11 protein-coding genes are annotated in these 11,813 nt (G+C 70.0%); 8 read left to right on the top strand and 3 right to left on the bottom strand.

What is annotated here, in order from left to right:
- Positions 1–10 precede the first annotated feature (10 nt).
- Genes ABZ319_RS15830 through ABZ319_RS15820 form a run of 3 tightly spaced genes read left to right on the top strand, consistent with a single transcriptional unit; the run spans position 11 to position 3,274 of the window.
- Positions 11–1,117 (top strand): DUF3419 family protein, encoded by a 1,107-nt coding sequence (locus ABZ319_RS15830; protein WP_354987123.1) that lies wholly within the window; start codon positions 11–13, stop codon positions 1,115–1,117.
- A 10-nt stretch (positions 1,118–1,127) separates the two neighbouring features.
- Entirely contained in the window at positions 1,128–2,708 is a 1,581-nt protein-coding gene (gene mtnA / locus ABZ319_RS15825; protein ID WP_354987122.1) for an S-methyl-5-thioribose-1-phosphate isomerase, read from the top strand.
- Positions 2,705–3,274, top strand: coding sequence for a cupin domain-containing protein (locus ABZ319_RS15820; RefSeq protein WP_354987121.1), 570 nt, complete (start codon positions 2,705–2,707; stop codon positions 3,272–3,274). The genes mtnA and ABZ319_RS15820 overlap by 4 nt, the downstream gene beginning before the upstream one ends.
- 43 nt (positions 3,275–3,317) lie before the next feature.
- Here ABZ319_RS15820 and ABZ319_RS15815 read toward each other — a convergent pair whose 3' ends face one another.
- Positions 3,318–3,503, bottom strand: coding sequence for a hypothetical protein (locus tag ABZ319_RS15815; protein ID WP_354987120.1), 186 nt, complete (start codon positions 3,501–3,503; stop codon positions 3,318–3,320).
- A 229-nt stretch (positions 3,504–3,732) separates the two neighbouring features.
- On the opposite strand from ABZ319_RS15815, the gene ABZ319_RS15810 reads away from it, so the two are divergent.
- From ABZ319_RS15810 to ABZ319_RS15790, 5 genes are all read left to right on the top strand, one after another.
- On the top strand, positions 3,733–4,665 hold the full coding sequence (locus ABZ319_RS15810; RefSeq protein ID WP_354987119.1) for an SGNH/GDSL hydrolase family protein: 933 nt from the start codon (positions 3,733–3,735) through the stop codon (positions 4,663–4,665).
- A 2-nt stretch (positions 4,666–4,667) separates the two neighbouring features.
- Positions 4,668–5,939 carry an acyltransferase gene (locus tag ABZ319_RS15805; protein WP_354987118.1) on the top strand — a complete coding sequence of 424 codons (1,272 nt, stop codon included), beginning with the start codon at positions 4,668–4,670 and terminating at the stop codon, positions 5,937–5,939.
- Positions 5,940–5,967: 28 nt separating this feature from the next.
- The gene (locus tag ABZ319_RS15800; RefSeq protein ID WP_354987117.1) at positions 5,968–6,831 is read left to right on the top strand and encodes an alpha/beta hydrolase; all 864 of its coding nucleotides are present in this window, start codon (positions 5,968–5,970) and stop codon (positions 6,829–6,831) included.
- Complete coding sequence (locus tag ABZ319_RS15795; protein WP_354987116.1) at positions 6,821–7,462, top strand: TetR/AcrR family transcriptional regulator; 642 nt, start codon at positions 6,821–6,823, stop codon at positions 7,460–7,462. The genes ABZ319_RS15800 and ABZ319_RS15795 overlap by 11 nt, the downstream gene beginning before the upstream one ends.
- 86 nt (positions 7,463–7,548) lie before the next feature.
- Positions 7,549–8,280: an alpha/beta fold hydrolase gene (locus ABZ319_RS15790; RefSeq protein ID WP_354987115.1), complete on the top strand. Its 732-nt coding sequence runs from the start codon at positions 7,549–7,551 to the stop codon at positions 8,278–8,280.
- Between the two features lie 449 nt (positions 8,281–8,729).
- On the opposite strand, the gene ABZ319_RS15785 is transcribed toward ABZ319_RS15790, so the two are convergent.
- Together ABZ319_RS15785 and ABZ319_RS15780 are read right to left on the bottom strand one after the other, a co-directional pair.
- Entirely contained in the window at positions 8,730–11,186 is a 2,457-nt protein-coding gene (locus ABZ319_RS15785) for a VIT domain-containing protein (protein WP_354987114.1), read from the bottom strand.
- The gene (locus ABZ319_RS15780) at positions 11,183–11,731 is read right to left on the bottom strand and encodes a MerR family transcriptional regulator (protein ID WP_354987113.1); all 549 of its coding nucleotides are present in this window, start codon (positions 11,729–11,731) and stop codon (positions 11,183–11,185) included. Before ABZ319_RS15780 ends, ABZ319_RS15785 begins: the two co-directional genes overlap by 4 nt.
- Between the last annotated feature and the right edge of the window lie 82 nt (positions 11,732–11,813).

Raw genomic sequence — 11,813 nt, 5'->3', positions numbered from 1 at the left:
GTGAACGACTGTGACTACCGCCGAGAAGACAGACGACCGCTGGCTGCTCTACAGCACCTGTGACGAGGACTCCCGCTCCGAGATGCGGGCGCTGGACATCACCGCGAACGACGATGTGCTCGCGGTGACCGGCAGCGGCTGCCGGGCCCTGAGCCTGGTGGTGAACAATCCGCACACCGTCACCTCCATCGACAGCTCGCCCGGGCAGACCTATCTGCTCGAACTCAAACTGGCCGCCATCCGGCACTTCTCCTACGACACCCTGCTGGAATTCCTCGGGGTGGACGAATCCACCAGCCGGTGGCGGCTTTTCAAGGAACTCGAGCCGGACCTGTCCCCCGAGGCGGTCGCCTACTTCACGCGCTACCGCAAGGCCATCGTGGGCGGGGTGCTGCTGGCGGGCCGGCACGAACAGCTCTACGTGCGCCTGGTGGCCCCGGCGATGCGGGTGCTGTACGGGCGGGCCATGCGCGATCTGTTCGCCGCCCCCGACCTCGAGACCCAGCGCCGCATCTATCGCAAGCGCGTCGACGGGGTGCTGTGGCGCAACATGATTCGCCACGGCTTCACCGAGCGCACGCTCAAGGCGGTGCTCAACGACGACTCCTACAACGTCGTCACCGACGAGAAGTCGTGCGGCGACTATGTATTGGAGCGGCTCGACCACACCTTCGAGAACCATCTCGCCGGCGAGAACGATTGGGTGTCGTTCATGTTCCACGGCCGCTATCCGCGCCGGGATGTGCTGCCGCACTACCTGCTTCGCGAGAACGTCGAGGCCATCCGGACGGCCACCACCAAGGTGAACGTCGTGCGCGGCGATCTCATGGACCGGCTGCGCGCACTGCCGGACGGGTCGATCGACAAGTTCTCGCTCTCGGATGTGACCAGCTGCATCGACCGCGAGCAGTTCGCCACCCTGATGAAGGAGGTGGTGCGGGTGGCACGGCCGGGTGCGCGAATCTGCTACCGCAACTTCCTGTCCCGGCACACCCCGGCGCCGGATCTGCTCCAGTCGCTGCACCGCGAGGACGAGCTGTGCGCGCAGCTGTACTTCGACGACTACGCCTTCGTGTACCAGTTCGAGATCTTCACCGTCGGCGCGGATCACCGGTAGCGGCGGGACGATGATGAAGCGGTCACTGGACTGGATCGACGGCGTCGTGCACGCCGTCGACCAGCGGGCGCTGCCCGGCGAATACCGGATCGTGCAGCTGCGCACGGTCGACGAGGTGATCGCCGCGGTCCGCACCCTCACCATTCGCGGCGCCCCGGCGATCGGGGCGGCCGGGGCGCTCGCGGTGGCGCTGTCCGCACGCGCCCACGGGTCCGACGTGGCGGCGGTGGCCGCCGACGCCCGGCGCATCGCCGCCGCCCGGCCCACGGCCGTGAATCTGGCGTGGGCCGTGCGGCGGGTGGCGGAGCACCTGGAGCGGGGGCCCGGCGCGGTGCTACAGGAGGCCCTGGCACTGCTCGACGAGGACGAGCGCGTGAACCGGACCATGGCCGTGCGCGCGGCCGATGAAGTACTGAAACTGACTCGCGGGCAACGGCTTCGGGTGCTGACGCACTGCAACACCGGACGCCTGGCGACCGTGGCGGGCGGAACCGCGCTCGGCACGATCATAGAACTCGCCCAGCGCGGCCGGCTCGAATCGGTGCTGGCCGGCGAGACCCGGCCGCTACTGCAGGGGTCGCGGCTCACCGCGTGGGAGCTCGCCGAAGCCGATATCCCGCACCGCGTCTGCGTGGATTCGGCGGGCCCCACCGCCGTCGCCGCGGGCATGATCGACTGTGTGCTGGTCGGCGCCGATCGGATCACCGCGCACGGCGATGTCGCCAACAAGATCGGCACCTACCCGCTCGCCCTGGCCGCCGCACGCGCCGGGATTCCGTTCCTGGTGGTCGCGCCGGAGTCCACCGTCGATGAAACCCTCAGCGACGGCGGCGATATCGTGATCGAGGAGCGGGCCGCCGCGGAGGTCACGTCCCTGGCGGGCCGCCAGATCGCCCCGACGGGCACAGACGCCTTCAACCCGGCTTTCGACGTCACCCCGCGCGATCTGGTCACCGCCGTGGTGACCGAGAACAGAACACTGTGGCCCGCACTGGGTTTCGGACTGCCACGAGCCGCGGGCGAGCTGTACCGGCGCGGGTGGATGGACGGCACCTCCGGCAATCTCTCGGTGCGCCTGCCGGGCGCGGCGGGCCGGGCCGTCATCACCGGCAGCGGACTGAGCAAGGGCGCGCTCACCGCCCGGGACCTGGTCCACATCGATGTCGAGACCGCCGCCGCGGTCTCGGATCGGGGTCCGCGGCCCTCGGCAGAGGCATCCCTGCACGCCGCGCTGTACCGGGCGCTGCCCGACTGCGGCGCGGTAGTGCACGCGCATCCGCCGCACGCGACCCTGGTGGCCGGGCTGTCGTACGGGCCGCGGGTGGACTTCGAGAACTTCGAGATCATCAAGGGTTTCGGGCCCCGCCGCCCGGGACCGTTCGAAGTCCCCATCCTCACCAATCACGACGACGTGCCGCGCATCGCCGCCGATCTGGCCGGGACCCTGCACCCGGACGCCCCGCCCGCCTTCCTGATCCGGCGGCACGGCGCGACCGTGTGGGGTCCGGATCTGGAGACGGCCCGCAACCGGATGGAGTGCCTGGAATTGCTGTGCGAACTACACCTACGGACGAGGGAGCGAAGGCCATGACGATCGTGCAGGTGATGCCGGAGGACGACCGCGACTCCGTGCTCGAACGGACCACCGACCCGGCGGTGATCGCCGGACTGCTCGCGCCGTACGGAATCACGCTGCGGCAGTGGCAGACCCGCGAACTCGCGGCGGACGCCGGGCAGGAAGAAGTCATCGCCGCCTATCGCACCGAAATCGACGAGGTCTGCGCCGCGGGCGGCTATCGGCTCGTCGACGTGGTGCGGATGGTGCCCGACCCGGACAGTGCGCAGTGGCGCGAGCAGGCGGTCGCGGCGCGGGCGAAATTCCTGAACGAGCACCGCCACGCCGAGGACGAGGTGCGCTTCTTCGTCGAAGGCCGCGGCTGTTTCTACCTCCATCTCGGCGACAAGGTCTACGCCGTCGTCTGCGAGCGCGGTGACCTGATCTCCGTGCCCGCCGGCACCACGCACTGGTTCGACATGGGTGCGAGCCCGGAGTTCTGCGCCATTCGCTTCTTCGAGCGCGAAGACGGCTGGATCGGGGACTTCACCGGGGACGAGATCGGCAGCCGCATGCCGAATTTGGACGAACTGCTCGCGTAATCCGCACTCTAACCGCAGGAGTCGCCATGCCACAGCACGTCATTCATTCACGGGCGGGGCGGATCACCCTGGCCGCCGCCGTCGTCGGCGGAATCGCCGCCGGGATCACCGGGTGCGGGTCGGACACCACCGAAAGTCCTGCGACCACGACCGTCAGCAGCACGGCCGCGCCGACGACCACGACCACGACCACATCGTCGGCCGCGCCCGTGACGCCGCCGGCCTCCATCCCGGCGACGGAGGCCGAGCCGATCCCCCCGGCGCCCGAACCACAGACGGTCGCGCCCCAGGTTCCGACCGTCGTGCCGGCGCCGCGGAACCAACCCGCGACCCCGGAGAAACCCGCGCCGCAGCCGCCCAAGGCCGAACCGCCCGCCCTGCCCGATCCGGGGTTCGAACCGCGGGCCGGCTACTGATCGACCGGAGGTCCTGTTCCGGTGCACTCGACAAGGAAGAGCATGACGAATTCGACCCTCCCCGGTGTGCTGACCGCCACCGCCCTCACCCTGGCCCTGCTGTCCGCACCCGCGCCGCTCGCCACGGCGGCGCCCGCGGACGGCGGGAAATCCGTTGTGGTCCTCGGTGATTCGTTCACCGCGAACGGCGATATCGCCGCCGCACTGGAGAACACCGCGCCCGGCGCGCAGCCCGACTGCTCGCACGGTCCCACCTCCTGGCCCACCCAGCTGGCGCAGGGCATGGGGCTGTGGGGCACAAACGATTTCATCGACGCGTCCTGCCGCGGCGCGACGCTGGTGAGCGGACCCGGCTACACCCTGGTGCACGAGGCGCGCACGGTCGACGCGCAGGGCGCGTTCGGGCCGCGCACCGAGGCCGTGCTGATCCAGACCGGACTCAACGACTCCTGGGGCGACAACCAGGTGAAGCTGCGCCAGACCCTGCTCAACTGCGTGCTCGACGTGATCCGCGGGTGCGGGCCCGAAGCCGCCGCCGAAGGCCGCGCGACCGACTACCGCGGACTCACCACGGACGAGTACGTGAAGCGGGTCAAGCCCGTCGTGGACTACGTCCGCTACTACGCGCCCAACGCCCGGATCATCTTCGTCGGCTATCCGGAGATGAACGCACCGGGCTCGCAGACCTGGTGCATCAACGTGCTCGGCGTCGGCCAGATCGTGCAGCAGCGCGCGGGTTCGGCGATCGAACTGTGGAATCGGGTGGACACCGCCCAGCGCGAGGGCGCCCGTCAGCTCGGTGTCGAATTCTTCGACGCCCGGGCCGTCACCGCGGGCCACGGCCTGTGCACGGCCGAACCCTGGCTGGCCGGAATCCTCGACCCCGCCAGCGAGTTCATGGGCACGCCCGTGCATCCGTCCACGCGCGGTGACGCGGTGGTCGCGACCGCGCTCCAGAAGATGATCGCGGGCTGAGCATGAGCGGCGAGAGCACCGCCACCCGGCCGCACGCCCCGCCCGAGACCGGCCGCGCGCGCCCGTCGCTGCCGTCGCTCACCGGGGCACGGTGGTGGGCGGCGTTCGCGGTGTTCGTCCTGCACGCGCTGGTGTTCCTGCCGGTGTACCCCTTCCAGAAGTCCGAGCTGTTCCGGCAACTGCACCAGGTGATCCCGATGCAGCTGGGCGCGGCCGGGGTCACGTTCTTCTTCGTGCTGTCCGGGTTCATCATCTACTGGTCGTTCACGCCGGGCAGCTCGGTGCCGAGGTTCTACTGGCGGCGCGTGCTCAAGATCTATCCGACGCATCTGGCCGCGGCCGCGGTGTTCATTCTCGCCGCGTCCGTGCCGCTGCACCGCGCGGTGGTCTGGGTGCCGAACCTGCTGCTGGTGCACACCTGGGTGCCGAAGTGGACCACCGTCGGCGGGCTCAATGTCCCGGCGTGGTCGCTGGGCTCGGAAATGCTTTTCTACCTGTGCTTTCCGCTGCTGCTGCCGCTGATTCTGCGGATCGGCAGCGCGCGGCTGTGGTGGTGGGTGGGCGGGTTGCTGGCGTTCATCCTCGTGCTGCACACGGTCTACTACCTCGGGACGCCCGGTCCCAAGGGCATCGAGAACGCTTTCGCCCCGCGCCTGGTTCCGGTCGAGGATTCGCCGTACTACGAACTGCACGCCTCGCAGGCCTGGTTCCGGCAGGCGGATATCCCGGTGCCGCAGGCATACTGGCTGAGTTACTACTTCCCGCTGTCGCGGCTGCCGGAGTTCTTCCTCGGTGTGCTGGCGGGCCGGCTGGTGCTCGAAGGGCGCTGGCGGCTGACCGACATCCGGCTGCCGCTGCTCGCACTCGTGATCGCGTATCTCGCGACCTGGGTGGTGCCGGTGAACTACAAGATGTCGGCGCTGCTGATCGGGCCCATGGTGGCGGTCGTGGCGACGCTGGCCGCCCGGGATCTGGCCGGGGCCGGCGGGCTCAACTCGACGCGCACCATGGTGTGGTTCGGGAAGATCTCCTACGCCTTCTATCTGATCCAGTTCCCGGTGATGGTGCTGATCACCCGATGGTTCATCGGCGGAAAGCAATTCGGCGTCCTGGGCTGGCTGGGATTCGCCGCGCTGAGCCTGGCTACCTCGACGGCCGCGGCGGCGCTGATCTTCCACTGGCTCGACGAGCCCCTCATGCGCGCCTTCGCCGGACGGCGCACCCGCGCACGTGGCGCACCGGCCGCGGTGAAAACCCAAGCGACACTTCCATGAACGCGCCCACCGACAGTTCGGAGAAACCATGACGCTCAGTGCATCGCTCGGTCGCCCCGAGGAAATCGCCCTGCCCGGCGCCCGCGTTCGCTACTACGACGCCGGATCCGGCGCACCCGTGGTGTTCGTCCACGGGCTGCTGGTCAACGCCAACCTCTGGCGAAAAGTGGTGCCGGACATCGTGGCGGCCGGATATCGCTGCCTGACCCCGGATTGGCCGCTCGGCGCGCATTCGATTCCGGTCCCCGAGGCCGACCTGACCCCGACCGGACTGGCCGATCTGATGGCGGCCTTCCTCGAGCGGCTCGACCTCGACGACGTCACGCTGGTGGCCAACGACACCGGCGGCGCGATCACGCAGGTGCTGCTCAGCCGCAGCACCGAGCGGATCGGGCGGGTCGTGCTCGCCTCGGTGGACTGCTACGAACGGTTCCTGCCGCCGCCGTTCAACGTGCTGCCGCCGCTGGCCCGGATCCCGGGCTCCATCCGGCCGCTGACCGAGTTGCTGCGCATCCGCGCGCTGCATCCGCTGCCGGTGGCGCTGGGCTGGGTGGCCAAACACCAGGTGCCGTACGAGATCGTCGACAGTTACCTGCTGCCCAGCCGCAATTCGGCGGCCATCCGGGCGGACCTGCGGCGATTCCTGCGGACCGCCGACCGCAAGTACACCCTCGACGCGGCCACCCGGTACGACAAGATCGACATCCCGGTGCTGCTGGCGTGGGCGCGCGAGGACAAGTTGTTCCCGGTGCGGCTGGCCGAGCGCCTGGCCGCGGACCTGCCGAACGCGACGCTGAAACTGATCGACGACTCCTATACCGCCAGTCCGGAGGATCAGCCCGAGTTGCTGACCCGGATGATCTTGGAGTTCACTCGACTGCATGACCAGTAGCCACGAAAAGCGTTCTCTCACTACACGACTCGCATTGGAACGGGCCGCTCGTCAGCTGTTCGCGGAACACGGCTTCTCCGCCGTGTCCGCGGATCAGATCGTCGCCCTGGCCGGCGTCACCCGCGGCGCGCTGCAATACCAGTACGGCGACAAGCGCGGATTGTTCCTGGTGGTACTCGAACAGTTGGAACGGGAGAACAGCGAGGAGATAGGCGCGGCGACCGCCGCGGCGAACTCGGAAGATCCGATCGTCCTGATCGAGGTCGCCCTGCGGACGTTCCTGACCATCTGCCTGCGGCCGGAGATGGTGCGGATCGCGCTCGCGGACGGGCCGGCGGTGCTGGGCAGACAGGCGTGGCGGGAGTTCGAGATCCGGCACGGTCTGGGCCTGGTGGTTCCGCCACTGGAAGCCGCACGGGCGGCGGGGAGCCTGACCGATATCGACATCCCCGTCCTGGCACAACTGCTGCTCAGCGCGATCACCGAAGCGGGACTGATCGTGGCGAGCGCCCCCGATCCGGTCCCGGCCGCCGACCGCGCGCTGCACGCGCTGATGGCGATCGTGTCCGGGGTCGTCGGCGGGGCGAGCGAGTCCCGCGGAGCCAACGGCGCGGCGGAGCCGATGCGGTAGCGCCCGGCGTATGCCGGAATGCGCCGCCCGCCAACGTATTTCGACTGCATTCCGGCATATGAGTTTTCCGCTGCGGAGGTTTCACAGTGTTTTTCGACGGCGCGGGCGGCCGCATGAACTACCGAATCTGGCGTTGCGACGGCGATCCCGCCGCGGTGATGGTCTTCCTGCACGGCATCGGGCAGTCGAGCGCCCTGTACCACCGATACGCGCGGGCGATGAACCACGGCGGCATCGAGGTCTGGGGGCTCGACCATCCCGGGCACGGGCTGAGCGAGGGCGAACCGAACACGATGCCGCCGATCCCGGTGCTGGTCGCCAATGCCGAACTGTTTCTGGGCATGGCGCATACGGCTCGTCCGGACACGCCGCTGGTGCTGGCCGGGCACTCCCTCGGGGCGGGGGTGGCGCTGCTCGCCACGCACGCGGGCGGGGATGCGGCCCGGCAGCTGTGCGCCCTCGCACTCACCGGCACACCGTCCCGCGACGTGATCATGGAATTACCCGCCCCACGCGTGCCCACCCTGCTGCTACACGGGGCGGACGACCGCATCGCCCCCATGGAGCCGGTGCGCCGCTGGGCCTCCCGCTCGCACGGCACCCGGTTCCACGAGTTCCCCGACGCAGGCCACGACCTGCTGCACGAACCGGTACATCGCGAGATCCAGTCGCTGATAACCGATTTCGTGCACCAGCGGCTTGTCGACCTCCAGCGACGGCGACCCCGGCCGCTGACGGCCGCCCCGGGCCTCCGCCCGCAGCCCCACACCGAGTTGACCGTTCCGCTGACGACACCGCGCAGCCGCCAACCGCGCTGACCCGGGTCGCGGGTCTCGTCGTCGCCCGCGCGGGGCGACGGCCGCGGAGGCCAACCGCGACCGCGTGCGCAGCGCGATCTTCCGTGGCCACACCGCCGGCTCGGAGCACCTGGCAATAACAGACGCCAGTGTCACAACCGGATTAGGCCGAGGAAGTCCGCGGAGCCATCGGCCGGGCCAGATAATGTCGCCCCGGCCACTTTTACCGATACACCCGCGCCGCGGTGCTGTGTCCTGGCGGGATTGCCGCCCTCTCGCGCAGCACCAACTCGCACGATTGGGTCGGCCTCGGAGGTTGATGATCAGCACGACCGGGCTGTCTGCGCCGACTTCTGTTCCGACAAGACTCCGCGACGATCCTTCGTGCGGAGTGCATGTCCGGTCGCCAGGTCGTTCATGACTCGTCGCAAGTGCCCGCATCCCCGTGGGTGCGGGCACTCGCGACGTGGTCAGTGCCAGAAGCCCCGGCGGGGTTTGGGCACCGGAGGTGCGGCCAGTTCCGTTCGCAGGGTTCGGATTTCGCCGATCGCCGCGGTCACTGCTTTGGCATCGGTGTCGGTGATCGCCGCTGCCAGGCGGTGCAGGGCGCTCACCAGGTCGGCGGGGGCACCGGCGGAGGCCAGCTCATCGGCCAGGTTCGTCGCGGCCGTGGCGTCCGGAGTTTCCAGGAGGGCGCGCAGGCGATCCAGGAACGGGAGGACGACATCGAGTTGGGGCGTGGCTTCCGAGGACGCCGGGGCGAAGCTCTTGCGGGCGCGGCGGCGGGCGAACATCGGGGCCGAGCCCGGTGCCGGGCGGGGCATTCCGGCCGGGGACCCCCACGGGGCGGAGGGCTGCGGGGGCGGCGGAGCACCGGCCGGGTTCATGGGGCGCGGCGCGGACATGGGGGCGGGGATCGGCGGCGGGGGGCCCGCCGGAGCCGGGGAGCCGGGAGCGAAGGCGGGCGCCCCGCCGTAGGCGGAATCGGAAGCCGCCTCGTATGCGTGGGCGGGCATGGGAGCGCCGACGCCGCGCATGAAGCTGGGCTTGTCTACGTCGTCATCCTCCATCCCCCAGCCGTCGGGCGCCTCGACCGGCTGGACGACCGTGGTGTGATCGCCGGTCGTCTTTCGGCTGTGATCGACGGCGATGAACGCGGTGAAGCGGCTCAATACGCTGTGGGCGAGCGAGAACTCGACGATGTTCGTCGGGGTCACCTCGCCGGTTCCGGCCGCGTAGGCGTCTTCCAGGTCGCGCAGGCGGGCTCGGGCCCAGACCGCGCGGACGGCCTTGTCGTCCGTGCGGACGGGGGTGATCTTCGTCGAGAAGGGTTCGCCCGTAGCCGTTTTCGCGCGGACGATGACATCCCCGGTCGCGTCGCCGACGCTGCCGCCGAGCAGTAGCGGGGAGCCTTCGAACAGATCGCTGTGCGCGGGGGCCGGATCGGTGACGGGGCGGCCGTCGATCTCCACGACGACATCGGTCAGGACGGGCGGGGCGATGCGGCGGTGAATTCCGGTGAGGACCTCGTCGAGGCGATCCTCGGTTTCCACGAGTTCGCAGCGGCCGGCGCCGGTGGCGGCCAGGCGCTGCAGGAATCCCGTGTTGACGGCGCGATCGATGCCGAGGGTGAAGACGCGGGTTCCGTTCAGGCGTGGCCCGATTCGGGCCAGGACGCGGTCCTCGTCGCCGATCTGGCCGTCGGTGACGAGCACGAGAACGCGGTCGCGGCCTTCGTCCGCGTGCAGGAGATCGGCCGATTGCTCGAGCGGTCCGGCGAGCTCGGTGCCGCCGCGGGCCTCGAGTCCCGACAGCCAGCCGACGGCCGCGAATCGATTGCGGTCCAGGGCCGGAACGAGTCCCGTCGCCAGGCCGGTCGGGCGCTCGACGTAGTGGTCGAAGGCCAGGACCGCGAAGCGATCCCGGTCGGTGAGGGTATCGACCACGCGGGCCGCGGCCCGGCGCGCGGCGACCATCTTCCAGCCGTCCATGGAGCCGGAGCGGTCGAGCAGCACGACCACGTCGCGATCGCGGCGGGTGGCGGTCAGCTCGGGCACCAGGGTGACCTGAACGATGTCCTCGGCGATCACCGCCGCGCAGGTGAGTTCGGATTCGGCGGCGAGGGCCAGCCGCAGCACCACGTCGCGGTTCAGCCGCTCGCCGGGGTGCAGGCGGACGACGGTCGTGCCGCCCTCGGACTCGGTGGCCACGGCGTGCAGGCTCGAGCGCACCGTCACCGCACCCAGGCCCGCCGGATCGATGGTGGCGGTCAAAGACAGTGCGACGGGCGAGGATTGGCCCGGCAGCAGGACCGGCGGCGAGATGCGGCTGGCATCGGGCACCGCACCGGTGTCCAGCGCGGTGCCGGCACCGGCCTGAGCGCCGTCCAGCGGCGTGCCGGGGATGTAGCGGGGCGCGACCACCAGCGGGAAGCGCAGGGTGGCTTCGCCGCCGTCCACCGGCAGCGGACCGGTCAGGACCAGGGTGAGCGTGGCTTCCTCGCCCGGCTGCAGATTGCCGACGGTGGTGGTGAAGACGCCGGGGCGCTCCTCCTCGGCGAGCGCGGCCCGATGGCCCACGGAAACCGCCGCGTCGTACGCGTCACGCGCGGCCTGCCGCTCCTGGAGTTCGCCCTCGATGCGGCGGCCGGCCAGATCCGCGGTGAACGAGGTGACGGCGGCGCGGTCCGGTAGCGGGAAGATGTACACCGCCTCGATGCCGGTTCCGAGCGTATTGCGGAACACCTGGCGCACGGTCGTCGTGGCCACCAGGCCGGTGACGGCCGCGTGCACGTCCATGGCCACCAGCGGCAGCCCGCCGTTCGCGCCGTCGGCGGCGCGCAGGACGCCGGTCACGAGTTCGTCGCCGGTGCGCGGTCCGGCGATGCGGGTCAGTTCTTCGTCGATGACGGTGGGAATGGCGGTCATGGCGTGTTCCGTTCTGCGGCAACGATTCCGCGGCGTTCGAGCGTGTGGAGAAGTTCCCGGCCCGCGGCCCGGATGGCGGCCAGATCGGCCGCATCGAGGGTGCGTTCGGGAGTGAACAGGACCGTGCAACCCGGTGCCAGGTGCACGCCGACGGACATCTCGGCCGGCGCCGGGGCGCTGACCGGGGCGCTGTGCAGGTCCGGGGCCTGAGCCCAGAACCGCTTGCGCTGCTTGACTTCATCTAGACGAGCGATCGTCTCGAGCTCGGCGTCGGTGCACCCGAGGAGCCGGCGCTGCGCCTGAGCCAGCGTCTCCCCGTCGGCCTGCAACCGTTTGACCGCGATTACCTGTAGTAGATGCCTCCGCTCGTAGTAAGCCGTCCTTCCCCGTACATCGGCGGGCCGATCGAGTAGTCCGAGCGACCCGTAGTAGCGCAGCATGCGCACGTCCGGCACCTCCCCCACCTTGCCGTTGGGCGCCTCGATGCCGAGGCGTTCCACCGCCGCAGCAGCTTCGGAGGCCAGTTCCGCGATCGTCCACTGCATGATGACACTGTCACATACAGATGAAACAGTGTCAATAAGAATTCGAAGAGAGGATTCATGCAACGCTCCGAGCCCGACACCG

The organism is Nocardia sp. NPDC005978 (assembly GCF_040614455.1).
Lineage (GTDB): Bacteria > Actinomycetota > Actinomycetes > Mycobacteriales > Mycobacteriaceae > Nocardia.
Note: the sequence above shows the minus strand (reverse complement) of the source record. Positions and strands in the feature narration are given on the sequence as shown.